A 23,073-nucleotide genomic window follows, 5' to 3' on the forward strand; every position below is an offset into this window, starting at 1 on the left:
TCCGCCCATGTTCACGGGGTTCAGGCCCGGGTATGCCGTCCCCCTCTTCACGACTCACAGCACTCTTGCTCGTCGCTGGTCTCAGCGTTATTGAGGTGGGCCTGCTCGATGGCTCTGTCCGATCAGGTTCTCGTGCGGCACTGGCCCAGGGGGCGATCTCCCTGGGCATTCGTCGCGGAGAGGCTGGTGTGGAGGTTGTGGTTCAGGGGGTTGGCGCCCAGCCGGTTTTACAGCAACGGCTCAATGGCCAGGTTTGGGAAGGCAGGTTGCAGACGAAGGGCACCCCTGGGTTGAGCAATGGTCGTCATCAGTTGTCTGATCCCGCTTCAGGTTTGCAGAGAGTGGCCATCAGGGGTTCGGGTGATGCCTACGAGCTTGAGGTGGTTCCCCAACCGGGGATGACCTTGCAGGAGCCTGTGGTGAGTGCGGATGGACGCAACTTGATCTTGCAGTTTCCAGGTCTTGTTTCCGGTCCGATGTTGCAGACCGGGCGTTTGGATTTGAATACGCCTGGAGTCGTTCCTCAGGCCCGCTATGCCCCCCCCCTGCGTCCAAGGGCTGTGGCACCACCGCTGGGCGATATGGCTGTGGGAACGATGGTCTTGCAGAACCGTAGCTTTGTGAATGTGAGTGGGCCGCCGGTAACCCTCACACTCAACAATGCACCAGCCAAAGATGCATTGATGGCATTGGCAAGATTGGGTGGCTATGGCTTCGTGTTCGTAGCTGATCCCACTGCTGGTGGAACGGCTGGTGCGCAAGGTGTTCAGGACGATTCTCAGGGAGGTTCCGTTTCAATGGCTTTCCAGGGTGAAAGCTACGCGCGAGCTCTGAATGGTGTGTTGCTGGCCTCGGGCCTTCAGGGCAAGCTTGATGGTCGTACTTTGTTGGTCGGAAGAACAGCTGCTTCAAAAACTTTCGGGCCTCAGATATCCAAGGTGATCCGACTCAATCAGGTCAGTGCGAGGGGTGCTGCGGAATATCTAGGAAATCTCGGAGCAACTGTTAATTTTACTAATACGGTCATGATTACGTCTGGGCAGACTGCTTCGGAAGGTAACGCTGATATTAGTAATACTGCTTCTCAAGAAAGTTCTCAACTGACTTCAACGGAATCATTTGGTGCGTCGGCGGGGCCTCTTCGTGGCTTGGTGTTGACGACTGACTCAAGGTTGCAAACGGTGACTCTTGTTGGCGACTCGTTATTGGTTCAGGTGGCTGAGAATTATTTGAGGCAAATTGATCTTCGTCAACGGCAAGTTGCCTTGTCTGTGCGCATATTGGATGTAGCACTTGCTAATGATTCGACGATGTCGAATAGCTTTGCTTTCCGCAGTGGCAATAATTTTATTGTAAGTGAAAGGGGTGAGTTGGTTGGTGCTTTTGGCGCTTTGCTTCCTCCCACTGATAAAAATTTTGATACTATTTCAGGCGGAGCTTCCAGTGGGAAAAGCGAACGTGTAACTCTTGACGCTGGACAAGCAGAGATTGAACGGTCTCCGATAAGCCCTGCTCGTATTAACCCGGGAAGCGTTTATCCAGAGAATCAATATTTTAATCTTTTTAAGGCCATGATTGAGTCTGCAAATACTAAAACATTGGCGGCGCCAACTTTGATTTTGAGTGAGAATCCATCAGAAATATCTGGAGGTGCCGAAGTTGCGGCGTCAGGGGAGGATTCGGCTTTCTCCACTGCCTCAATTGGTCGTCCCCGCGCTAATGAGTCTTTCGTGACGGTGGGCACGCAAGTGGTTAAGAGTTTTGATGTTCAGGCAGGTCAAAATGGTGCGGCGAATACCTGCCAGCCAGAATTCGGAACTGCCGGCCTTACATTTGGCGCTCGGGTTTCTAAAATTGATGACAATGGTTTCGTTTCCTTCGCCCTATCTCCCTCAATTGCAGCTGTAACAAAAACGGAACCAATTGCAGGGTGCGGAACCGTCAGTATTTTGAGTGTTAGGAGATTGGATACGGGAAGTCTGCGAGTTCGAGATGGTCAAACTTTAATTTTGACTGGTGTTATTTCTGATGAGGACCAGCAGACTGTTAGGAAATGGCCGGTATTAGGTGACTTGCCCTTCATTGGTCAATTCTTCAGGAGTAGTCTAGGGAAAAGATCGAAAAGAGAATTAGTTATTATGGTCACCCCTCGCATTATTGATGATGCGAATGGCGGTAAATTTGGTTATGGGTATCGACCTAGTCTGCCTGCCGCTCGCCAAGTTTTAAGTGGAAGTTAGCCATTAATGATTTATAAACCTAGTCCTAAAGGAGTTAATGCTTTAAGAGCAATGGGTGTGAGCATTTGTAGGCTGCTGATTGCTCCCTCTAAAAGCTGTCCGCCAATGCCTTTGCCTTCGTTAGCTGATCGATCTTGAAAGCGTCGTTGGCTTACTGAATCAGCGGCCTTATTGAGTTTCTTTGCCCACTCTTTCGAGCCTTGCGCATCATATAGAGCTGCCGCGAAACGGAAATCAGTGGCTGCACGTTCGTCTTTTGCTTGCTCGCTACGGCTGATGCCTCGAGCTACCCAGCTCAAGGGGTTTTTCGGTTGGCTGCGGATCGCCTCACTGAACAACTGCTCGGCCGCTGGCCATCTGCCGGCCTGGAAAGCTTCCACTCCTGCGTTGTGCAGCGCTGCATGACTGCGGATGCCAGCACTAATGCCACTAGCACCATGCCAGTGAGCTTCATCTAAGGCGTTTGGACTCAGTTGTGCACCCGTGAGGTCTGCTTCGCGTAAATCCGTTCCGTACAGCCGAGTCCCCGTCAGGTTGGCCCCTCGCAGTGAGGCACCTCGCAGGCTGGTGAAGCTGAGATTGGCACCACTGAGATCAGCACCATCCAGCTGTGCCTGACCCAGATTGGCTCGCATCAGTTTGGCGTCGCTCAGGTCAGCATCACGAAGGTCAGCGTGTACTAAATCGGCATCCGCCAGTCGGCAACCGCTACAGCGTCGCTCCTGCAGCAGCTGAATTAGCGCATCACTGGCCTTCACCTGCGTGCTGGTGATGCTCAGCAGAGCACTTAGCACTACCACTCCAGAGAGCTGTTGGATTTTTGTAAGGCTGCATTGGGAGTCTTTCATCGGCTGCAGCTCTCAGCTGACTGGTTGTATCGGTCTCTGCCGCCGCCGTCGAGAGCGACTGGGCAGGATGATGTTGTGTGTTGCTTGCGTTGATCTTGAGCAGCGGCCTTCCACCGCATGGAGGCAATTTCTCTCAGGAAGCTCTCCGCCTCGGCTTGAAGTCGTCGCAGATCCTTGATGCCAGTGCTTCGCTGGTGCCCTTCCGTCCTCCAAGGGTTCTGCGGCGTGCTCTGAAGCAAGGGATCAGTGGCAGCGCTCTGCGCAACTATCCCGACCGCGAGCAGCAAGAACTTCGCCAGGTGATTTCCAGTTGGCATGGTCTTGAGCCCGAGACCGTGCTGCCCGGTAATGGTGCAGCGGAACTCTTCACCTGGGCTGCACGGGATGCGGTCGGGTGCGGTCTCAGTGGCCTGCCTGAACCTGGCTTTGCGGACTATCGCCGAGCGCTTGCTTGCTGGGATGGTGCTATGCGCAGACTGCCTCTCAGCCTCAGTTGGCCGGGAACCTGGCCCCAGCCATGGCCGTTGCCTGTAGGGCCGGATCAGCCTTGTCAGGTGCTCTGGATCACCAATCCCCACAACCCCACGGGTCAGCTCTGGAGTCGCGCGTCGCTTGAGCCGCTGCTGAAGCACTTCGCATTGGTGATTTGTGATGAAGCCTTTTTGCCTCTCGTGCCCTCAGGAGAAGCCCAGTCTTTGCTGCCTCTGGTGGAGAGCCATCCCAATCTTGTGGTCATCCGCAGTCTCACCAAGCTGTTCGCGATTGCTGGGTTGCGTTTGGGCTATGTCGTGGCTTCTTCAGAACGATTGAAACGCTGGCAGCGGTGGCGTGATCCCTGGCCAGTGAATGGTCTGGCGCTGACTGCCGGTCGGTCCGTGATGGCTGATCCATTCGGAATGGATCGATGGTTGCAGCGAGTGCAGGCCTGGGTTTCCCAGGAGGGGAACTGGTTTCATCGCCAGTTGACCCATCTGCCCGGTTTGACTCCCATGCCATCAAGTGCCAACTATCTGCTGCTTCGTGGCGAAGCCTCTCTTCTGGATCTGCGAGAGCGTGTGGCGCGCCGTGGGGTGCTCCTGCGCGACTGCCGTTCGTTTGAAGGTTTGGGCGAGAACTGGCTGCGCATTGGTCTTCAGGATCGCCCCGGCAACCTGCGCATCCTCAGAGCCTTGAAGCAGGAACTGCGCTAACGACGAGTTCAAGACATCAGTGCCTTCAGCACCATCGCCAGCTGCTGATCGGCGTCGCGCATCGCCAGCTGTTGCATGGCTTGTTTCATCCTCGGCAGAGGGTTCTCAGTGGCTTCACGGCCGCCGAGTCTTGTACCGATTAAACGCCAGAGCGTCTCGCGCAGGGTGGGATGGTTCGGATCGTGCTGGTGCACGATCACGGCGGCTCCCAGGGCTGCGGCACTAGCCGCATTGGCGTCCTGATGCTGATCTGCGGCCTGCGGAAAAGGAACCAACACAGAGGGCGTCCCGCTCACGGCCAGTTCGCTGAGGCTGCCGGCTCCTGCCCTGCTGATCGCTAGATCAGCATGTTGCAGCAGTCCGGGGATGTCGTCGCTGAAGGGCCGCTCCACCAGGGCGGCGTGCTCGATGCTGTTCACATCAGGGTCGTTGCTGCCTGTGAGGTGAACCACCCGGCAGCCCTTGCTGAGTAGCTCTGGCAGCAACACGCGCACCATGCGGTTGAGGCCAAGGGCTCCCTGGCTGCCGCCCATCACCACAAGCAAAGGCCCTTCACCTTTCGGGACCCAATGTGGAAGTGGCTGGGGTTGCAGAAACGCATCCCTCACCGGTGTGCCCGTGACCACGGCCGCACATCCAGGGATGCGACTTGCTGCTGCATCAAGACCAACGGCCACCCGGGTGCAGAAGCGCCCAAGCAGCCTCGTCACCCGACCTGGAATGGCATTGGATTCGTGCAGCACAACGGGGACACCGCACCAGCGGGCTCCGAGGATTGCCGGTGCGGCGATGTAACCACCGGTGGTGAAGACCGCATCGATCTGTTCCCTACGGATTAACCGGCGCACATCGCGGCTGGCCCCCAGCAGCCGCAGCAACTGGATGAGTTTGCGTAGGCCGCGGCCCTGGAGACCTCCGGCTTTCACGGTGACGAGCCCGTATTGCTCAGGCACCAAAGTGGTTTCCAGGCGATCTGGAACCCCCAGCCAGCGCACGCTCCAGTCGGCTGGAAGTGCTTCCGCCACCGACAGCGCAGGAAACAGATGGCCACCGGTGCCACTGGCGGCGATGAGAAGCCGGGGCATGGGAGCGGACTACGAAAACGCGGCCTAACTTAGTTCGACTGCTGAGGCTGATTCATGGTTCCGCTCCTGCGAGCCTCTTTGGCGACTGTGCTCTCGAGCGCGGCGGTGATCAGCACGATGCCGGCACTGGCGGCCAGCGGCGATGCTGTTGATCTGAGCGCCCGCTTGCAACTGGCCCTCAATGCAGACGATCGCGTGGAGGCCCTGTCCGCCTTGATGGCACCGGATCAGGCATCGACACTGATCGAGCGCTTTCGTCGCTTCAGCATGCGTTTTCCTGAAACCCGCTGGGCCGTGAGGCCAGGTCAGGCTCTGGATGATGGTCGCCCTACGGTGCAGCTGGCTGTGAGCGGCACCCGCCAGCAGGATGGGCTCAGCTATTCCTTTAAAGCCAATCAGCGCCTGGCTTTCTCCACAGAAGCAGGCCTGATCACTGCTCAGGAGGTGCTCAGTGATCAGTCGGTGCTCACCAGTTCCAAAAAGCCCCTGCCGATCTCATTGCTGATTCCCGACACGGTGCTCACCGGCAGTCGTTACGACGTGGATGTGGTGGTGGATCAACCCCTGGGCAAGGCAATGCTGGCCGGAGGTCTCACCCCTGTGACTGCCCAGCAGGTTCTTGTGCAGGAGAGCCCCGATGTTCAGCTCGAACCGCTCGGTGGTGGCGGCTTGTTCAAGTCGGTTCAGGCTCCCTTTCAGCCTGGGATTCAGACCTGGGCAGCCCTGCTGGTGCACCCTGACGGGGTGATCACGGTGAGCAAACGCGTGCAGGTCGTCGACGACAAGAGCAAGCTCAATCCTTGAGCTGCTGAACTCGGTAGGGGTTCGCAGGAAGATTTCGGCGCAGTGCTGACACATCCGCATTCCCGAGTCCAGCGTCCATCAGGGCCTGCTCCTGATCATGCACAGCCTCGGTGATCGGCAGCTTCAGGCCCGCTTGATGCGCTGCGTCGAGTGCAATGCCGAGATCCTTGTGATGCAGTGCCAGCTTGAAGCCGAGCGGGTAGTCGTCGTTGAGCATGGCCTGGGAGCGATGCTCCAGTGCCCAGGAGCCGGCAGCTCCCTGCCGCAGTGCATTCACCACTTGCTGCATCGGCAGCTGCAAGTGCTGTCCGAGGGTAATGGCTTCCGCTACTGCGGCGTAACTGCCAGCCACCAGCACTTGGTTGATCGCTTTGACCTGCTGTCCGCTGCCCACGTCGCCGAAATGGTGGATTGAGCTTCCGATCACCTCCAGCAGCCCTCGCGCCTTGTTCACTGCAGCAGTCTCTCCACCACAGAGCACGGTGAGTGTGCCGGCCTTTGCGCCTTCCGTGCCGCCGGTGACGGGAGCATCGATGTAGGCAATGTCTCGTTTGGCGAGACGTTCAGCCATGTCTTTTGCGGTGGATGGGCTGATGGTGGAGCAGTCGATCACGAAGCTGCCCTGTCCCAGGGCGGGCCCTGCACCCTGTTCACCCCAGAGCACTGACTCCACAGCAGCATCGTCGCTGACGCAGAGCAGCAGTGCATAACAGCCACTCACTGCTGCTGCTGGGCTTGCTGCGGGCAAGGCTCCGGACAAGCCGGAATCAGTTTCCGCCACACGACTGCGGGTGTGAACCTGCAGTGGATAACCGGCGGCTTGAAGGTTCACCGCCATCGGTAATCCCAGGGCTCCCAGGCCGATGAAGGCCAGTCGGCTCTTGGGCGTGAGATCACATCCGGTCATGGTTGCAGGCCATTTGAGTCAGATCCTGGCCCGGCACTCGCAGCAACCTGAGTGCGTTCACTGTTGATGGTCTTCATGGCGTTCACCAACCGCTGGCGACAAGCACTCCTGATTCCCTGCTTTGCCCTCACAGCTGCTGCTCTGCAGCAGTCCGGCGGAATCGCGGAAGCGGCTCCAGGCAGGCGGATGCCGGAATCACAGCTCACACAAAGTCAGAGGCAGCAACTGTTCCAGGTCCGCCGCAACTGGGGACTTCGCAGTTACGACCAACGGCTTGCGCTGCTCAAGTCTGGCCAGAGCTGCCTTGAAAGGGCTCAGACTCCACAGGCCGCTCAGGACTGCATGAAGCAACAGTGGCAAGCTCGCCGGCGTCTGATGAAGCAGGGGCGTGAGGTCGTGAATGCCGAGCGTCGCCGCTTGGGGCTTACGCCTTTGCCCGATTTTCGCTGGCAAGGCCGAGGGAGGAGGGGCTGAGGTTCCTCCCTTGGCCTGGCACTTATGAATCAGGCGGCGTCGAGGGCGGAAACGCCAGGCAGCACCTTGCCTTCCAGCAGTTCCAGGCTGGCGCCTCCGCCGGTGGAGATGTGCGACATCTTCTCGGCCAGACCCGCCTTCTCCACTGCTGCAACCGAATCACCGCCGCCGATGATCGTGCAGCAGCCTTTGCCGCTGAGTTCAGCCAGCGTGGTGGCGATGGAGTTGGTGCCGGCTGCGAACTTGTCGAACTCGAACACGCCCATGGGGCCATTCCAGATCACGGTCTTGCAGTCTGCGAGTGCGTCTTGGAACACCTTGATGGAGTCAGGACCGATGTCCAGCCCCATCCAGCCATCGGGGATGGCGTTGATGTCAGCGATCTGACTGTTGGCGTCGGGAGCGAAGTTGTCGGCCAGCACAACATCGGTGGGAAGCAGCAGCTGCACACCCTTGGCCTTGGCTTTGGCCTCGAGCTCCTTGGCGAGTTCGAGCTTGTCTTCTTCCACCAGGCTCTTGCCCACTGACAGACCACGCGCCTTGTAGAAGGTGAAGATCATGCCGCCGCCGATCAGCACCTTGTCGCACTTGTCGATCAGGGCTTCGAGCACGCCGATCTTGGAGCTCACCTTGGAGCCACCCACGATGGCGGCGAGAGGGCGCTTGGGATCGTCAACAGCACCCTGCAAGTACTGAAGCTCTTTCTCCATCAGGAAGCCTGCCACGGAGGGCTTGAGGAACTTGGTCACGCCTTCGGTGGAAGCGTGAGCACGGTGGGCGGCGCCGAAGGCGTCGTTCACGTACACCTCGGCCAGTCCGGCCAGCTTTTCGGCAAAACCAGCTTCGTTCTTCTCTTCTTCCGCGAAGAAGCGCACGTTCTCCAGCAGAACCACATCGCCGTTAGCCATGGCGTTCACCTTGGCTTCGGCGTCAGGTCCGATGCAGCTGTCGGTCTTGGAGACAGGCTTGCCGAGCAGTTCGCTCAGACGGGCAGCAACGGGTGTGAGACGCATGGCGTCATTCACCTGACCCTTGGGCCGTCCGAAGTGGGCGGACAGGATCACCTTGGCGCCCTTGTCGATCAGGTCCTTAACGGTGGGCAGCGCGGCACGGATGCGGGTGTCATCGGTGATCGCACCGGCATCGTTCAGGGGTACGTTGAAATCGACCCGCACGAGAACACGTTTTCCGCTGAGGTCGGCGCCGGAGAGGCTGGCCAGGGAACGCTTCGCCATGAGGGTTGTGTGGTGCGGTAAGAAAACGGGGAGAGATTAACCCGAGTTCTGCAGGCCCAGCGCTAGGACTGGCTTAATGGGGGGCGGAGGTCGTTTGAATGTTCGAGACCGTACTGTTGCCTATCGATCCGAGCCGTGAGGCCCTGGAGCCTGAGGGCAAGGCTCTGGAGCTCGCGCGCCGTGATGGCAGTCGTCTGGTGCTGCTGTCGGTTCTGACGCCTGTGACTGGGAAGAAGCATGATCATGAAGCAGTTGCAGGGGTGCTTAGTCAGACCCGTAAACGCTGTGAACAGGCCGGCGTCATCTGTCAGGAGGTCGAGCGCAGTGGCAAGCCGGCCTCGGTGATCTGTGATGTGGTTAATGACTTGAATGTGGATGTGATCGTGATGGGAACCAGGGGTGTGAATTTGGAATCCGACAGCGGCAGCACCGCCGCACAGGTGCTCCAGCTGGCTCCCTGCCCTGTGTTGGTGGTGCCGTGAGCTCACCACCGATTCAGTGGTATCCAGGCCACATCGCCAAGGCAGAGCAGCAGCTCCGTCGCAATCTCGACAAGGTTGATCTGGTGATTGAGGTGCGCGATGCACGCATCCCCCTGGCCACAGGTCATCCCCACCTCAGCCGTTGGATCAAGGGCAAGCAGCATCTGCTGGTGATCAACCGTCGAGACATGGTCACTGCTGAGGCACGAACCGCCTGGGAGGCATGGTTCAAGGGCCAGGGCCAGCGCACAGTTTGGTGTGATGCCAAGGCGGGCACCGGGGTCAAGCAGGTGCAGCAGGCGGCGATTCGTGCCGGCGATCAGCTGAACGAACGGCGGCGGAACAGGGGCATGCGCCCTAGGCCGGTACGGGCGCTCACCTTGGGTTTTCCCAATGTGGGGAAGTCAGCGCTGATCAACAGGCTGGTGAAGCAGAAGGTGGTGGCCAGTGCCCGTCGGGCTGGTGTCACCCGGACCCTGCGTTGGGTGCGCCTTGGCCAGGGCATCGACCTGCTGGATGCGCCGGGAGTGTTGCCGCCCAGGCTTGATGATCAGCAGGCCGCGTTGCATCTGGCCCTCTGTGATGACATCGGCCAGGCTGCCTATGACGGCGAAATGGTTGCTCAGGCGTTTTTGCGGTTGTTGATGGGTCTGCAGCAGCAGCCGTCTTCCGGTGTGGCGCTTGCTGTGTTGCAAGGGCGTTATGGCACGCCTTTGTCCGGTGAAACCGAAGACCCGGCCCTTTGGCTTCAGGCCGTGGCCCAGCGCCATACCTCCTCAGACACGGCGCGCATGGCCCAGCGCTTGCTGGACGATTTCCGTAAGTCGGCGTTGGGCAGCATCGCTTTGGAGTTGCCGGCATGACCCCTGCCTGGAGCCGCCCTCCGCTGCCGGAAGAAACGTTCACCGATGGGTTCGGTGAGGGCGAGGGGGAGTTGCTGTCGCTCACCTATCCCAAGCCGCTGCCGATGCGGCTGGACCGTTGGCTGGTGAGTCAGCGCACTGAGCAGAGCCGCGCCCGCATTCAAAAGTTTATTGATGCCGGTTATGTGCGTGTGAACGGCAAGACCGGTAAGGCCAAGACGCCCTTGCGGCCTGGTGATGAGGTACTGCTTTGGATGCCGCCTCCTGAACCGCTCCCATATCTGAAGCCCCAGCCGATGGATCTCGATGTGCTCTTTGAGGATGAGCACCTGATCGTGATCAACAAACCGGCTGGTCTCACCGTGCATCCGGCGCCTGGCAACAAAGACGGCACGCTCGTGAATGGTTTGCTGCATCACTGTCCTGATCTGCCTGGCATCAGCGGCAAGCTGCGTCCAGGAATCGTGCACCGTCTCGATAAGGACACCACCGGTTGCATCGTGATTGCCAAGAGCCAGGAGGCCCTGGTTCGCCTCCAGACCCAGATTCAGCAACGCATCGCTTCAAGGGAGTATCTGGCGGTGGTGCATGGTGTGCCCACAGGAGACAGCGGCACGATTGTGGGAGCGATCGGTCGTCATCCGGTCGACCGTAAGAAATATGCGGTTGTCAGTGGAGACAATGGCCGTCATGCCTGCACGCACTGGAACCTGGAGGAGCGACTCGGCGATTATTCGCTGTTGCGTTTCAAACTTGATACTGGCCGCACCCACCAGATTCGGGTGCATTGCGCGCACATCAATCACCCGGTGGTGGGCGATCCCACCTACAGCCGCTGCCGCAAATTGCCGATTGAATTGCCGGGCCAGGCTCTTCATGCCTTCCAGCTCGGCCTCGACCACCCGATTAGCCGTGAGCGGATGCTGTTTGAATCTCCACTTCCGCCGGTGATGGAGAAATTACTGATGGTGCTCAGAAGACGCGTTTGATCCAAGTTTGCTTTTTGAAGCAACTGTTTGCATGCTGAATGAGTGCAATTGATCGTTATCAATGGGGCCAGTAATAAGATTTTAGTTCGAGTTTATTCGTGGCATTGCTGATTACTTTTGGCCTTCTATTCCTGTAGCCAGATTCGACTCAGCTTGGCGTGAGTGCCGTCGTAATAGCTGCGCGCAATGCCGTCGTTGATCATGCGGGATCGTGGATCCTTCCCGAATTGGTCGGAGATGGAGAAGGCCATGAACAGGGTCATCAGTTTCTCCGATGCTGGTGTCACCTTCGGCTCTGGAGGCATGGTCTTCAAGGCCGAACGCATTGTCAGCATGTCGTCGAGAATGGCATCGGCCTTCTCTGACTGCAGGAGGCCAATGCAGGTTTCCGCAACGTCGCAATCCACTATTTTTGCGCCATTGCTTTTCAGGATTGACGTTTGGATATATCCAGGGATGGCGGCAAATGTGCTGTTCTTCAGGATTTCGAAGTTGAGGTCCTCCATCTGATTGCCGGAGTTCGCGTTCGTTTCGCTGGTGGCGACTTTCAGGATGAACGATGTGAAATAGGCCGTGAGCAGAACTCTTGCGAATAGGGAGCCGATGGAGATCAAACGGGTGCGGGTATGGCGTGTGTGATCCGTTGAGAGCAGCAGGGTCTTCTGAAGGATGAAGATCAGTTGGTGCCGCTTGCGCTTATCCGCAAGATCAGGCCTTTTCCGCTCCACGAACCAAACCGGTAGCGCGAAGATGCAGGCGATCAGTGCTAGTCCAAGGAAGATCAATAACACCTGCTTCGATAACAAAATGCGCAGCATTTTGATGGCGGCGGGTTCCTGGTTGTCCAGCGTGTAGATCTTCAGGTCACTGCTGGCAGTTGGAAAGGAAAACCGGAATTGTTTGCTGCGATTTTCGTTGATCAGAACACCGGAAATGGCCAGATCAGCTTGGTTGGTTTGGATGGCTTCCAGCAAGTCTTCAAAGCTGTCCGCTTTGCGAATGCGATAAGGAATCTCGCGTGTTTCGGCGATCATGCGCCAAAGATCGATCTCAAACCCTGCGGGAACGCCTTTACGGTTAACGGCGTAGGGAGGATTGGGAAACCAGATCACGTCTACAGGATCCTGAGCATCCTTGATCTCATTGTTGGCATGGGACGGCTGAGGAAGACCGCCCATCGCACAAACCCAGAGAGTGCCCAGGCTCAGGATTAGGACGGTTCCAAGTCGTCTCGACATCACAGGCCACATCGCAATGGTGACTAGTCAAATCCACGATGTGCTTTCTGCTGCGGTTGACTTTGTCCAGGGGCCTGAGTCATCCCTTTGGCATCGCCAGGGATGATTCAGGCATCTGACTCTTTGCGGCTTGGCCGTCGTGCTCAGAGCGGTGTGATTTCGCTACCTGCTGCCACCAATATGGCTTCGCTCAGCGCTCCGCTACGGCCTAGATCCGTGCCTGCGAGGGCATTGAATCCCACTGTCATGGACTGGCCAGCACCGATGGTTGAGCCCCAATCCGCTCCAGAGAGTTCATAGCGATAAAGCTCTCCATCAAGTTGCTCAGTTGCCACGTTGACTCCCCAGGATTCGCCATAAAACCTGTGGTTGCTGTTGAAGCTCACCGACCAGTTGTCAAGTTGCTGTTCGCTCTGATTCGTCACCGTGAGAGAGGCAGTGAATCCACCCCACCAGAGATCGCCACTCACTTCAACATCGACAGGTTCGCCTGTTAGAAGATCAGTCTTGTCTGGTTGTGGCTCTGGGAGAATGGGGCCTGGCAAAGGAACGGTTTGTGGCTCCGGATTGATAACTCCAGGACTTGATAGCGCCTCCAGATTTTGAGCGAGTGGATTGCCCAGCGAAACAATTCCCTGGTAATAGTTGATCACCGTGGGATCAGAAACATCCAGTGCCGGCCATTGCGGCCAGTCGAAGGTGTCATTCATGAAGGGTTGGTCCTGATCCCATCCCAGCACCGTGAGGTGGTTGATGTCATGGGCAATCGCCACACCTTCAATGTCTAAAAATCCATGGGTGCGGCCATGCATCCAGCCTCCGTAATGGGGCTCCATTTTCAAGGTGTTGATGAAGTTGTCCCTCAACCCGGATTGCTCGATGTAGTCGGCAAATCCCTCATGGCCAAACTCACGGACCATTCCCATCACGTCGTCTTGGGATCCCAGTCGTGCCGTTCGTTGGATGTCGGCCAGGATCTGAGGGTCATAGGCCTGATCTGCAATCCAGCCCACCTTGGCTCCCTGCATGGCATACCAAAGGCCAACCCCCTTGGTGTCATTTCCCCAGGCTTGAGAATTGTTGGTCAGGCCGTTGGCAAAAGCCCATTCGCCGACCGCTTCAATGCCTACAGCGTCAAGTCCTGCGAAAGCACGCAGGCCGTTGTAAGCCTCCAAGGCCTCGGTGGTGATAGCTGTGCGCCCTCCGACCAGTTCGTTGTGCTCGGAATTGTGATTGGAGTCATGGAAATTTCCCCAGCTGTTGATATCCGTGTAATTACCTGCAGTGGCGGCTTGCTGATGCATGGAGTGATCGTGGCCGGCATGGTCGCCCATTCCGGCAGTCTTCATCGACATGGCGCCCATGGCTGTTTCGCTGATCGGCATCCCGGCCATGGTCATGGCGGAGTCGGGATTGGAGTCGGTGCTGGTGCTGGTGTTCAAGCCAGCCTCTGAAACCAGCATCTGTTCGGTCAGGCTGCCGTCGCGTCCAAGGTCACTGCCCTGTGATCCGTTGAAGCCAACATTGATCGTTGCTCCTGCTGGGATGCGACTGCCCCAATTCGCTCCTGTGAGGGTGTAGCGCGTCAGTCCGTTGTCCAAGGATTCGCTTTCGAGAGCGACTCCCCAGGCATTGGGGTCGAGTTGATGGCGACTGGTGAAGCTGATGCTCCAGTCTTCAAGAGCTTGATCACTTGAATTGGTGATGGCTAGGTCGGCAGTGAAGCCGCCCCACCAAATGTCCCCACCGATTGAGACCTGCAGTGACTCAGATGGCGTCATGGCATGAATGAGAGGTACAGATCCAGTGCAGCGACGAGATGTGATTCAGATCTGTCTCACGAAAGTCGGGATGTGTCCGGATCATTTCGTGTTGAGGGAAACGCGGTCGCTGCCTTGGTTGTTCCATTCACGGCTGAAACCGTATGAACGCCAATCCTGCAAATGGGGGGTTTTCTGGAGCGCGGGTTAGGGAATGAGCCCGAGCCTTAATGCTGCGGAGACGGCACTGGCTCTGTTGCTGACGTCCAGGCGCGTGAGGATCTCACTGCAGTGATCGCGAGCAGTGTTGACGGAGATGTTGAGCTGATCTGCGATTTGACGATTGCTCCGCCCCTCGGCGACCAAGGCGAGAATTTCAAGCTGGCGTTCTGACAGCACTTTTGCATTCTCCCGGGCAAGAATTCTTTCCCCCTCCAGGAGACTTGGATCCTCATAATGTTTGCCTTGCTTCATGGAAGTCAGAGCGTTAATCAACGCTCCGGAGCGTTGCTCCACACTCCGTTCATTCAGAATTGCATCAACGTTCAGTCTTCGGGCAATTCGCAAGCTGCTTTTGCCTTGACGATTGATCAGGAGCAGTGTGCGATGGTTGATAGGGAAGCGTTTGCAGTCACGCAGCAAGTCCAGTCCGCTTCCGTCATTGAGTTGCTCGGATACGAGAAGCCAGTGAGGGGTATTGACGTTTTTCAGATAAATCATCGCTTCAGCTCTGGAGTCATAAAAGCGCCTGATTCTTTTGCTTTGCATCCCTGAAAGTCGCAGCATTTGCTCAACTGCAAAAAGATGTGGGTAGAGGCAGATGAGTAAATCTTGATCGTGGACCAGTGAACGAATTCTGCGTGCTTTTTCAAGATCGCTGGTTTGACTTTCGTTTTGGGGCATACATCAACTTGGCAAGCGCGGACAGGCTTCGACGAGTGTTCGCGTGATCTCGGCTTGTGGTTGATGCAGCAGTCGGTCGCCAGGTCCCTCCTCCACGACATGTCCTTTGTTGAGCACGATCAGTCGATGGCAGAAGCCACTGGCCACTGAAAGGTCATGGGTGATGAAAATCATGGCCAGCCCGAGCTCCTGCTGCAGCTGGCGCAGCAGTGCCAGAACCTCAGCCTGGATTTCGGCATCCAGCATGCTCACGCTTTCATCACAGATCAGCACCTTAGGTTTCAGGGCCAGGGCTCGGGCGATGGCGACCCGTTGCTGCTGGCCCCCGGAAAGCTGGCGGGGTAGGCGATTCTGATAACGATCTGCGGGTACAAGCCCGACGCGTTCCATCAGCTGACGGCCTTGTTCTCGAGCGGCCGCTGGTGAGGCCAAATTGTGGATGCGCAGAGGATCGACGATGGCGTCCACCACCGACATGGCTGGATTCAGGCAGGCCAGGGGGTCCTGGAACACCATCTGAATGGTCCGCCATACCTGGCGCGCTTCACGTCCCCGCAGTCTCAGCAGATCCTTGCCGAGGAGCTGCACCCTGCCGCCACGAATCGGTGTGAGTCCCATCAGGGCACGGCAGAGGGTGCTTTTGCCACAGCCAGAACCTCCCACCACTCCGAGGGTTTCACCAGCTCGCAACTGGAAGCTGATGCCGTCAACGGCCTTCAGCCAGGTTGGATTCCAGGGTGGACCACCCAGGTTGTGCCAGCAGCGCAGTTCCTGTACAGCCAGCACCGTGTCGGTGGCAGGTGCTTGAGGGGTGCTTCCCCCTTCTCGAGCGCGGGCAGCGGTCAGCAGCCGTTGTCCCACTCTGGAGCTGGGATAGGTGAGGACCACATCGCTGCGGTTGACCTCCACGACGCGACCACCGTCCAGCACGGCCATGCGTTCGCACCAGCGATTGGCCATGGCCAGATCGTGGGTGATCAGCAACAGAGCACTACCAAGTTCCTCACACAGCGCTCTCAGAACAGCCATCACCTGGCCTGCCACGGCCACATCCAGGCTTGTGGTGGGTTCGTCCGCGATCACCAGGGGAGGGCTCAGGGCAATGGCAAGGGCGATGGCCAGGCGCTGGCGCATGCCGCCGCTGAATTCATGCGGGTAGGCGCGGAAGCGAGTGGCGCCGATGCCCACCTGCTCCAGCAGCTCCTCGGCCCGCTGGAGACGTTCTGCATGGTTCATGCCTGGCCGATGTGCACCCAGGGTGTCCAGCAGGTGACCACCCACGGTCATCAGTGGATTCAGGCGTGTCATCGGATCCTGAAACACCAGTCCCACCGACTCACCGCGCAATCTCCTCAGATCGGCAAGGCTGAGGTTGCGGGGATCGTGACCGTTCAGGATCAGGCCTCCTTCGCAATTGCTGCCCGGAGGCAGCAGTTGCAGCACTGCTCTGGCCACCGTGCTCTTGCCGCAGCCGGAGGGACCCACCAGGGCAAGGCGTTCGCCGGGATGCAGTCGCAGGTCAAGCCCATCGAGGGTCCAAGCCTGGCTTCCTGGATAACGAAGTCGAAATTGTTCGAGCTCCAGGACAGTCCCTGGCGCGGTTGTCATGGCAATCGAAGCGCAGGTGCTCATGGCTACATACCATGGATTCACCTGTCGGGTCGGATGCTCAACGCCACCTCCGAGACGGTCGAAGTGCAGATCCGGAACGGATCCGCTGCACCGTCTTGTGGTCTTGTGGCTCTGAGAGATCGGCCTATCCGTTCAGCCGACGACTACGGTATTCACCTGCCTGCCTGGTTGCGTGAGTGCATCGATCACGTGCCACCAGGGATTGGTCATAGCTGTCCCACCGACTCAGAGGCTCTGCTAGCAGCGGCCTTCGATTTTGCCTTTCAGCTGCATGAGGGCCAGTTCAGAGCCAGCGGGGACCCTTACATCGTTCATCCGGTGGCGGTGGCTGATCTTCTCAGGGATATCGGTGCCAGCGCCAGTGTGATTGCTGCAGGCTTCCTCCACGATGTGGTGGAGGACACGGACGTCACCCCTGAGCAGCTAGAGAGTCACTTCGGTCCGGAGGTCCGGGAACTGGTGGAAGGAGTCACCAAGCTTGGAGGTCTTCACTTCACCAATCGCACCGAGGCTCAAGCTGAAAACCTGCGCAAGATGTTTCTGGCGATGGCCAGCGACATTCGAGTTGTGCTGGTCAAGCTTGCAGACCGGTTGCACAACATGCGCACGCTTGGGGCGTTGCGCGAGGAAAAGCGCCAGCGCATCGCCCGTGAAACGCGGGAGATTTATGCACCTTTGGCCAATCGGCTTGGCATCGGTCGCTTCAAATGGGAGCTGGAGGATCTGTCCTTCAAGTTGCTCGAGCCGGATGCCTTCAGGGAGATTCAGCAGGAAGTTGCGACCAAGCGCAGCGAGCGCGAGGAACGTTTAGGAGTCACCGTTCAGTTGCTCAGTGATCGATTGGCAGCTGTCGGGCTTGAGAACTGTGAGGTGAGCGGCCGTCCCAAGCACCTCTTCGGCATCTGGACCAAGATGCAGCGGCAGCAAAAAGCCTTCCACGAGATCTATGACGTGGCGGCCCTGAGGATCCTCACCCCCAGTGTTGAGGCTTGTTATCGGGCTCTGGCGGTTGTGCACGACACCTTCCGCCCCATTCCCGGGCGCTTCAAGGACTACATCGGTTTGCCCAAGCCCAATGGCTATCAGTCGTTGCATACGGCTGTGATCGGACGTCATCGTCCGATCGAAGTGCAGATCCGAACATTGGACATGCACCGGGTGGCGGAGTTCGGCATCGCCGCGCACTGGAAATACAAGGAGGGTGGTTCACCAGCCGCTGGTGGAGACACGGAACGCTTCAACTGGTTGCGGCAGCTTGTTGATTGGCAGCAGCAAGGGGGGGCTGACGACCACAACGACTACCTCGCTTCGATTAAGGAAGATCTCTTCGATGAAGAGGTGTTCGTCTTTACTCCTAAAGGCGACGTGCTGGGTTTGCGCAAGGGATCGACGGCCGTGGATTTTGCCTATCGCATTCACTCGGAAGTGGGTAATCACTGCCATGGCGTGCGCATTAACGATCGACTCTCCCCGCTGTCGACGCCGCTTCAGAACGGTGATTTTGTGAATGTGCTCACGAGCAAGACAGCGCATCCCAGCCTCGACTGGCTCAACTTTGTGGCGACGCCCACGGCTCGTAATCGCATCCGTCAGTGGTACAAGCGCAGCCATCGTGATGAAACCATCGAGCGCGGCAAGGATCTGCTCGAGCGGGAGCTCGGCCGCAGTGGATTCGACTCGCTGCTCAGCAGCGATGCGATGACGCGAGTGGCAGAGCGATGCAACCTCCTCAGTACTGAAGACCTGCTTGCTGCCCTCGGATTCGGAGCCGTCACCCTGCATCAGGTGCTCAATCGGCTGCGAGAGGAGATCCGCCTGCAGGCCACGATCGAGGAGGCGCCGCTCAGCAATGAGGATGTGGCCCGCCAGCTGGTCCAGCAGGCCGAAACTACAACTCCCCGCTCAACTCATGAGCAACAGGACCCGATCCTCGGTGTCGAGGGGCTCGACTACCGTTTGGGTGGTTGTTGCAGTCCCCTTCCTGGCGAGCCGATTCTGGGCACGGTTGCCCTCGGAAACCATGGCATCACCGTGCATCGCCAGGACTGCTCCAATGTGGAGGCGATACCCAGTGAACGGCGACTTCCCGTTCGCTGGAATCCAGTCTTGGCAGCAAGGGAGCAGCGCTTCCCAGCGCAGCTTCGCATCGAGGTGATCGACCGTGTGGGAATTCTCAAGGACATCCTGATGCGCCTCTCCGATGGACGCATCAATGTCAGTGACGCCCGTGTCAAGACCACTTATGGAAGACCGGCGCGTATTGACCTTCGTCTGGAGTTGGCCAGCGCCGAGCAGTTGCAGCGCACCATGCACCAGATCCGTTCGATGGCGGATGTGATCGACATTGCACGAACGGGTCAGTGAAGACCTCGGTGCAATGACGGACCTTTGCAAGGTTCATGTCGTGCTGGCTCAGTCTCAGGAGGAGCGTGAAGAGATCTTTGCCTTGCGATATGAAATTTATGTGGAGGAGATGGGAAAGTCTCCTCCAGATGCGGATCATCGTCGTCGCTGGATTCGTGACTCCCTCGACATAGCAGCTCGGTTGTATGGCCTTCGTGATTCTGAGGGCAAATTGGTCGGCACGCTGCGCCTGAATCTGCTTGGTGATCTCGATGACCCTGACAGTCAGCTCCGAGTGATGGCAGAGGCTTTGATGCCCTTGTTAGAGCATGTCTCTTGGAAGTCGATGTCCTACACCTCGAGATTGATGCTTCAGGCGGCGTGCCGAGGTGGCACGCCGCTTGGACTGCTCTTCAACCGCTGTTACGGAGATGCCATCCAGGCTGGAATCCGTCTGGATCTCTGCCACGCCAATCCAGGTTTGGTGGAGTTCTATGAGCAACTGGGATACCGACGTTTCTGCTCAGGGGTTGACTGGCCAGGGATTGGCTATCAGGTGCCGATGTTGCTGGCTCTCAACGATGTCTCACATCTGAAGATCAGTCGCTCTCCTCTGATGCGTCATCCCCATGGTCGAGTCGCTGAGGATCGCTGGGGTGATGGAGCTTTCTTGTCGGGGCTGTGCGCGATGTATCAGGGGTTGAATCACCGGTTGGTGGAGCCGGATCAATTTTGGGATCAGGTGGGTGCCGCTCTCTGCGATCAGAACAATGAGATTCCTCTTTTCCAGCGGATGCAGGACGAACAGGTGAGAGCACTGCTGAAAACAGGCACTGTTTTGTCATGCCAGGCAGGTGATCGTTTGGTGAGGCAGGGAGATCCTCAGCAGGATTTATTCGTTGTTCTGGAGGGGGTCGCTGAGGTTTGGCGTCAGAAGGACAACGGCGAGCGCCTTTCACTTGCTCTGCTTCGGACCGGTTCGGTTTTCGGAGAGATGGGCTTTCTCGGCCGTCAGCGCCGCAGTGCCGATGTCGTAGCAGTCACTTCCCTGCGCGTCCTGGTGTTGACTCAGAACTTTCTTCGTCGTGCGATCAAATCCCATCCCGAGGCGGCAGCGCTGATGCTGCGTAATTTGTCGATGGTGCTTTCAGAGCGTCTGTCGAAAACCACAGATCGTTTGTGGCAGCTCAGTCAATCCCCTTGAGTTCATATGGCTATGCAGTCCGATTCCTCTGCAGGCTCCTATGACTTTGCTGCTCTGGGAGAAGAGAGTGGAGAGCTGGAGCGCCTGCAGTTGCAGGCTCGACGATCGGCTGAGCTTGAACTTCAGCTGCTTCGGCGCATGGGTCTGAAAGACGGTCTTGATGTACTTGATCTTGCCTGTGGTCCTGGGGTGATCACGCGTTTGATCGCTGAGAGTCATCCATCCAGTCGTGTCACCGCGATGGATCTCAATGAGGCACTGCTTGAGCAGGCGAAGTCTGAAGCAGTTGCCGTCGGCCTTAACACCATCCACTTCGTGCGGGGTGATGTCTATCAACCTCCACTGCCAGAGGCCAGTTTCGATTTCATCTACGCAAGGCTTCTTTTTCAACATCTTGATCAACCGAGCAGGGCACTCGATCAGGTGCGGAGATTGCTGAAACCCGGAGGTTGCCTTTGCATAATGGATATCGATGACGACTGGCTCACTCTGGTCCCTGAGCCTGAAGGTTTTCGTGCTTTCACCCAGGCTGCGGCACGAGCCCAGGCCAAGCAGGGAGGAAACCGACGTATAGGCCGTGAACTCGGAAGGCTGATGCAGCAGTCGGGCTTCGTCAATGTTCACCTGAATGTCGAGACGATCACCTCGTGTCAGTTGGGGATGAGGGCATTTCTAGACATCACTCTCGGTTTCAAGCGACTTCTGCTTCAAGGTGATGAGCTCGAGGCTGCGTTGAGAACGCTTGCGGATGCGGATGCCCTGATTGATGCCCCCGATGCGTGGGCATTGGTTGGAGTCTTTCTCGCAACTGGTGAAGTCAGTTCTGAATGATTAGTTCTTCGAGCTGGTCAGTGAGATATTCGGAGCGTGGGTATGACTTCGGCGTTCGAGTCCATGAAATAGATGACCTTGAAACTGTTGCTTACCGGGCGTGATCGCTCTTTGATGATTCAACGGACAAGATTCAGCGTTTGCGCTCTTGCTGGTGAAGCCAACGCAGGCTGATCCACCAGCCGAGCGTCGCGCAGATGGCCCCTGTGATGCTGGAACCAAGCAGCAAACGGCTGATCACACTCCAACCCAACTGGCTGAAGCCATCCTGCTGAAGGGCGTCGAAGCCTGGCCATGCGCGACCCGGGCCGAGCACTAGAGCCCCGATCTGGTAGTTGAACCAGTAAAGCGGCAGATAGGTGAAGGGATTGCTGATCCAGGTGCCAGCGGCTGCCAGCAGATGGTTCCCGCGCACCACACTGGCGAGGGCGATTCCCACCAGTGTCTGTAAGCCAAAAATCGGAAAGCAGCCGCAGAAGATGCCGGCAGCGAGTCCACGGGCGCGCTGTCCTGGAGTGCCTTCCTGTTGCCAGATCCATTGCAGACTTCGCTGCAGGCGTCGATGTGCCTTTCTCAGCATCCGGCCCATGGGAGTGTTGGCGGTTCTCGCATGGCACTGAGGATGTGATCGTAGGGAGTGGGGTAGGGGCTGTTGCAGCGCTGCGATGCAGGAGATCAACCTGGAGAGGCAAACCATTGCTGCCGTGGCCACAGCAGTGGCGCCCGGCCAGGGCGGCATCGCGGTGATTCGCCTGTCAGGCCCTGATGCTCAGCGGGCGGTGAGCGAGATCGCTTGCTTCCCCGGTGCACAGCTGTGGGAGAGCCATCGGGTGCTTTACGGCCACGTGATGGCAGCCGATGGAGTGGAGCGACTCGATGAGGTGCTGGTGCTGTTGATGCTGGCCCCGCGCAGTTTCACCGCTGAAGACGTGGTGGAAATCCATTGCCATGGCGGCGTGATGGCCGTGCAGCGGGTGATGGCCCGTGTGCTCGAGCAGCCTGGGATTCGCCGTGCATTGCCCGGTGAATTCAGTCAGAGAGCCGTCCTGAAAGGGCGCCTCGATCTCACGCGTGCTGAGGCGATCGGCGATCTGGTGGCTGCCCGCAGTCAGCGTGCTGCGCAGTTGGCCATGGCAGGGGTGGATGGTGGCATTCAGCGCCGGATCCAGGTGTTGCGCGAACGGCTGCTGGATCAGCTCAGTGAGCTGGAAGCCCGCGTTGATTTTGAGGAGGATCTGCCAGCTCTCGATGGCCCTGCGTTGCTGAAGGCTCTGCAGTCGGTGCGCGACGAGCTGCTGCAACTTGTGGCGGATGGGGAGCGCAGTGTCGCCCTGCGTCAGGGGTTGCGGGTGGCGCTCGTCGGCAGGCCCAACGTCGGCAAGAGCTCACTTCTGAATCGGCTGAGTCGGCGGGAGCGAGCCATCGTGACCGATCTACCTGGAACCACAAGAGACCTGCTGGAAAGTGAAATCGTGCTGGAGGGCGTTCCGATCACGCTGCTCGACACCGCCGGGATCCGCAGCACCAACGATGCGGTTGAGCAGCTGGGTATTGCCCGCAGCCACGATGCTTTGGCCAGTGCCGACCTGGTTGTGCTTCTGTTTGATCTCGTTGACGGCTGGACCGCTGAGGATCAGCTGCTGCGAGAGCAGATCCCAGCTGATGTGCCCTATCTGCTGGTGGGAAATAAGGCTGATCTCAGTGATCTTGCGGCTCCGGCCGATGTGCATCTTTCTGCGGTGACAGGTGTTGGGGAAGCGCAGCTGGTGCAGGCTCTTCTGGATCGTTGCGGCGCACTCAGCGACGGCTCCCTGCTGCTGGCGCTCAACCAACGACAGGCTGATTTGGCACGGGTGGCTGCTGCTGCTCTTGATCGCAGTGAGCAGGTTGCCGCCGATGGACTGCCCTGGGATTTCTGGACGATTGACCTGCGTGAAGCCATTCACAGCCTTGGCGAGATCACGGGGGAAGAACTCACGGAATCGGTGCTGGACCGTATTTTTTCCCGCTTTTGCATTGGCAAATGAAGTTGGTAAATAAAGCGC

The 23,073-nt window shown here is 58.1% G+C and carries 20 protein-coding genes; 11 read left to right on the plus strand and 9 right to left on the minus strand.

The genetic code is table 11. The annotated features are described in order from the left end of the window. The first annotated feature begins 32 nt into the window (after nucleotides 1-32). On the plus strand, nucleotides 33-2,240 hold the full coding sequence (locus tag SIB42_RS03845) for a type II secretion system protein GspD (protein ID WP_067096100.1): 2,208 nt from the start codon (nucleotides 33-35) through the stop codon (nucleotides 2,238-2,240). Between the two features lie 11 nt (nucleotides 2,241-2,251). On the opposite strand, the gene SIB42_RS03850 is transcribed toward SIB42_RS03845, so the two are convergent. After that, nucleotides 2,252-3,088, minus strand: a complete 837-nt coding sequence (locus tag SIB42_RS03850) for a pentapeptide repeat-containing protein (protein WP_067096104.1) — start codon at nucleotides 3,086-3,088, stop codon at nucleotides 2,252-2,254. 95 nt (nucleotides 3,089-3,183) lie between these two features. On the opposite strand from SIB42_RS03850, the gene SIB42_RS03855 reads away from it, so the two are divergent. After that, nucleotides 3,184-4,278 (plus strand): pyridoxal phosphate-dependent aminotransferase, encoded by a 1,095-nt coding sequence (locus tag SIB42_RS03855; RefSeq protein WP_067096315.1) that lies wholly within the window; start codon nucleotides 3,184-3,186, stop codon nucleotides 4,276-4,278. 8 nt (nucleotides 4,279-4,286) lie between these two features. Here SIB42_RS03855 and SIB42_RS03860 read toward each other — a convergent pair whose 3' ends face one another. Further along, complete coding sequence (locus SIB42_RS03860; RefSeq protein ID WP_067096107.1) at nucleotides 4,287-5,363, minus strand: UDP-N-acetylglucosamine--N-acetylmuramyl-(pentapeptide) pyrophosphoryl-undecaprenol N-acetylglucosamine transferase; 1,077 nt, start codon at nucleotides 5,361-5,363, stop codon at nucleotides 4,287-4,289. A gap of 54 nt (nucleotides 5,364-5,417) precedes the next feature. Here SIB42_RS03860 and SIB42_RS03865 point away from each other — a divergent pair, with 54 nt between their 5' ends. Beyond that, nucleotides 5,418-6,167: a hypothetical protein gene (locus SIB42_RS03865; RefSeq protein WP_067096110.1), complete on the plus strand. Its 750-nt coding sequence runs from the start codon at nucleotides 5,418-5,420 to the stop codon at nucleotides 6,165-6,167. Here SIB42_RS03865 and SIB42_RS03870 read toward each other — a convergent pair. Further along, nucleotides 6,157-7,074, minus strand: coding sequence for an NAD(P)-dependent oxidoreductase (locus SIB42_RS03870; RefSeq protein WP_067096111.1), 918 nt, complete (start codon nucleotides 7,072-7,074; stop codon nucleotides 6,157-6,159). The two genes, SIB42_RS03865 and SIB42_RS03870, sit on opposite strands and share 11 nt — an antisense overlap. Before the next feature lie 75 nt (nucleotides 7,075-7,149). On the opposite strand from SIB42_RS03870, the gene SIB42_RS03875 reads away from it, so the two are divergent. Beyond that, nucleotides 7,150-7,548 (plus strand): hypothetical protein, encoded by a 399-nt coding sequence (locus tag SIB42_RS03875; protein WP_067096113.1) that lies wholly within the window; start codon nucleotides 7,150-7,152, stop codon nucleotides 7,546-7,548. 29 nt (nucleotides 7,549-7,577) lie between these two features. Here SIB42_RS03875 and SIB42_RS03880 read toward each other — a convergent pair whose 3' ends face one another. After that, nucleotides 7,578-8,783, minus strand: a complete 1,206-nt coding sequence (locus tag SIB42_RS03880) for a phosphoglycerate kinase (protein WP_067096115.1) — start codon at nucleotides 8,781-8,783, stop codon at nucleotides 7,578-7,580. Nucleotides 8,784-8,881: 98 nt separating this feature from the next. Between SIB42_RS03880 and SIB42_RS03885 the strand changes: the two genes are divergently transcribed. From SIB42_RS03885 to SIB42_RS03895, 3 genes are read left to right on the plus strand one after another with little or no spacing between them, the layout of a single operon-like run. Further along, complete coding sequence (locus SIB42_RS03885) at nucleotides 8,882-9,265, plus strand: universal stress protein (RefSeq protein ID WP_067096117.1); 384 nt, start codon at nucleotides 8,882-8,884, stop codon at nucleotides 9,263-9,265. Beyond that, nucleotides 9,262-10,128, plus strand: a complete 867-nt coding sequence (gene ylqF / locus SIB42_RS03890) for a ribosome biogenesis GTPase YlqF (protein WP_067096119.1) — start codon at nucleotides 9,262-9,264, stop codon at nucleotides 10,126-10,128. Before SIB42_RS03885 ends, ylqF begins: the two co-directional genes overlap by 4 nt. Continuing rightward, complete coding sequence (locus tag SIB42_RS03895; RefSeq protein ID WP_067096122.1) at nucleotides 10,125-11,117, plus strand: RluA family pseudouridine synthase; 993 nt, start codon at nucleotides 10,125-10,127, stop codon at nucleotides 11,115-11,117. Before ylqF ends, SIB42_RS03895 begins: the two co-directional genes overlap by 4 nt. 125 nt (nucleotides 11,118-11,242) lie before the next feature. Here SIB42_RS03895 and SIB42_RS03900 read toward each other — a convergent pair whose 3' ends face one another. The 4 genes from SIB42_RS03900 to SIB42_RS03915 form a co-directional block, all read right to left on the minus strand. Next, entirely contained in the window at nucleotides 11,243-12,355 is a 1,113-nt protein-coding gene (locus SIB42_RS03900; RefSeq protein ID WP_197459900.1) for a transporter substrate-binding domain-containing protein, read from the minus strand. Nucleotides 12,356-12,498: 143 nt separating this feature from the next. Next, nucleotides 12,499-14,136, minus strand: a complete 1,638-nt coding sequence (locus SIB42_RS03905) for a cellulose binding domain-containing protein (protein ID WP_067096128.1) — start codon at nucleotides 14,134-14,136, stop codon at nucleotides 12,499-12,501. A 186-nt stretch (nucleotides 14,137-14,322) separates the two neighbouring features. Then, nucleotides 14,323-14,901, minus strand: a complete 579-nt coding sequence (locus SIB42_RS03910) for a LuxR C-terminal-related transcriptional regulator (protein ID WP_413328426.1) — start codon at nucleotides 14,899-14,901, stop codon at nucleotides 14,323-14,325. Nucleotides 14,902-15,021: 120 nt separating this feature from the next. Beyond that, nucleotides 15,022-16,626, minus strand: a complete 1,605-nt coding sequence (locus SIB42_RS03915) for an ABC transporter ATP-binding protein (protein WP_067096318.1) — start codon at nucleotides 16,624-16,626, stop codon at nucleotides 15,022-15,024. A gap of 57 nt (nucleotides 16,627-16,683) precedes the next feature. Between SIB42_RS03915 and SIB42_RS03920 the strand changes: the two genes are divergently transcribed. Genes SIB42_RS03920 through SIB42_RS03930 form a run of 3 tightly spaced genes read left to right on the plus strand, consistent with a single transcriptional unit; the run spans nucleotide 16,684 to nucleotide 21,028 of the window. Further along, the gene (locus SIB42_RS03920; protein WP_067096132.1) at nucleotides 16,684-19,014 is read left to right on the plus strand and encodes a RelA/SpoT family protein; all 2,331 of its coding nucleotides are present in this window, start codon (nucleotides 16,684-16,686) and stop codon (nucleotides 19,012-19,014) included. Next, nucleotides 18,995-20,197: a cyclic nucleotide-binding domain-containing protein gene (locus SIB42_RS03925; RefSeq protein ID WP_231856436.1), complete on the plus strand. Its 1,203-nt coding sequence runs from the start codon at nucleotides 18,995-18,997 to the stop codon at nucleotides 20,195-20,197. Before SIB42_RS03920 ends, SIB42_RS03925 begins: the two co-directional genes overlap by 20 nt. Nucleotides 20,198-20,203: 6 nt before the next feature. Beyond that, nucleotides 20,204-21,028 carry a class I SAM-dependent methyltransferase gene (locus tag SIB42_RS03930; RefSeq protein ID WP_231856437.1) on the plus strand — a complete coding sequence of 275 codons (825 nt, stop codon included), beginning with the start codon at nucleotides 20,204-20,206 and terminating at the stop codon, nucleotides 21,026-21,028. Nucleotides 21,029-21,161: 133 nt separating this feature from the next. Here the strand turns inward: SIB42_RS03930 and SIB42_RS03935 are convergent, their stop codons facing one another. Continuing rightward, nucleotides 21,162-21,617 (minus strand): DUF2062 domain-containing protein, encoded by a 456-nt coding sequence (locus SIB42_RS03935; RefSeq protein WP_067096138.1) that lies wholly within the window; start codon nucleotides 21,615-21,617, stop codon nucleotides 21,162-21,164. A gap of 76 nt (nucleotides 21,618-21,693) precedes the next feature. On the opposite strand from SIB42_RS03935, the gene mnmE reads away from it, so the two are divergent. Further along, a complete protein-coding gene (mnmE, locus tag SIB42_RS03940; protein ID WP_067096140.1) occupies nucleotides 21,694-23,055 on the plus strand; it encodes a tRNA uridine-5-carboxymethylaminomethyl(34) synthesis GTPase MnmE in 1,362 nt (453 codons plus the stop codon). Nucleotides 23,056-23,073 lie beyond the last annotated feature (18 nt).

It is taken from the genome of Synechococcus sp. MIT S9508, assembly GCF_047303045.1.
Classification (GTDB): Bacteria; Cyanobacteriota; Cyanobacteriia; order PCC-6307; family Cyanobiaceae; genus Synechococcus_C.

Excerpts from the sequence above, each read along its gene's own strand:
- SIB42_RS03845 (WP_067096100.1), top strand. The coding sequence starts at position 33 with ATGCCGTCCCCCTCTTCACGACTCACAGCACTCTTGCTCGTCGCTGGT.
- SIB42_RS03850 (WP_067096104.1), bottom strand. The coding sequence starts at position 3,088 with ATGAAAGACTCCCAATGCAGCCTTACAAAAATCCAACAGCTCTCTGGA.
- SIB42_RS03860 (WP_067096107.1), bottom strand. The coding sequence starts at position 5,363 with ATGCCCCGGCTTCTCATCGCCGCCAGTGGCACCGGTGGCCATCTGTTT.
- SIB42_RS03865 (WP_067096110.1), top strand. The coding sequence starts at position 5,418 with ATGGTTCCGCTCCTGCGAGCCTCTTTGGCGACTGTGCTCTCGAGCGCG.
- SIB42_RS03870 (WP_067096111.1), bottom strand. The coding sequence starts at position 7,074 with ATGACCGGATGTGATCTCACGCCCAAGAGCCGACTGGCCTTCATCGGC.
- SIB42_RS03875 (WP_067096113.1), top strand. The coding sequence starts at position 7,150 with ATGGCGTTCACCAACCGCTGGCGACAAGCACTCCTGATTCCCTGCTTT.
- SIB42_RS03880 (WP_067096115.1), bottom strand. The coding sequence starts at position 8,783 with ATGGCGAAGCGTTCCCTGGCCAGCCTCTCCGGCGCCGACCTCAGCGGA.
- SIB42_RS03885 (WP_067096117.1), top strand. The coding sequence starts at position 8,882 with ATGTTCGAGACCGTACTGTTGCCTATCGATCCGAGCCGTGAGGCCCTG.
- SIB42_RS03895 (WP_067096122.1), top strand. The coding sequence starts at position 10,125 with ATGACCCCTGCCTGGAGCCGCCCTCCGCTGCCGGAAGAAACGTTCACC.
- SIB42_RS03900 (WP_197459900.1), bottom strand. The coding sequence starts at position 12,355 with ATGTCGAGACGACTTGGAACCGTCCTAATCCTGAGCCTGGGCACTCTC.
- SIB42_RS03905 (WP_067096128.1), bottom strand. The coding sequence starts at position 14,136 with ATGACGCCATCTGAGTCACTGCAGGTCTCAATCGGTGGGGACATTTGG.
- SIB42_RS03910 (WP_413328426.1), bottom strand. The coding sequence starts at position 14,901 with ATGCTGCGACTTTCAGGGATGCAAAGCAAAAGAATCAGGCGCTTTTAT.
- SIB42_RS03915 (WP_067096318.1), bottom strand. The coding sequence starts at position 16,626 with ATGACAACCGCGCCAGGGACTGTCCTGGAGCTCGAACAATTTCGACTT.
- SIB42_RS03920 (WP_067096132.1), top strand. The coding sequence starts at position 16,684 with ATGCTCAACGCCACCTCCGAGACGGTCGAAGTGCAGATCCGGAACGGA.
- SIB42_RS03930 (WP_231856437.1), top strand. The coding sequence starts at position 20,204 with ATGGCTATGCAGTCCGATTCCTCTGCAGGCTCCTATGACTTTGCTGCT.
- SIB42_RS03935 (WP_067096138.1), bottom strand. The coding sequence starts at position 21,617 with ATGGGCCGGATGCTGAGAAAGGCACATCGACGCCTGCAGCGAAGTCTG.
- mnmE (WP_067096140.1), top strand. The coding sequence starts at position 21,694 with ATGCAGGAGATCAACCTGGAGAGGCAAACCATTGCTGCCGTGGCCACA.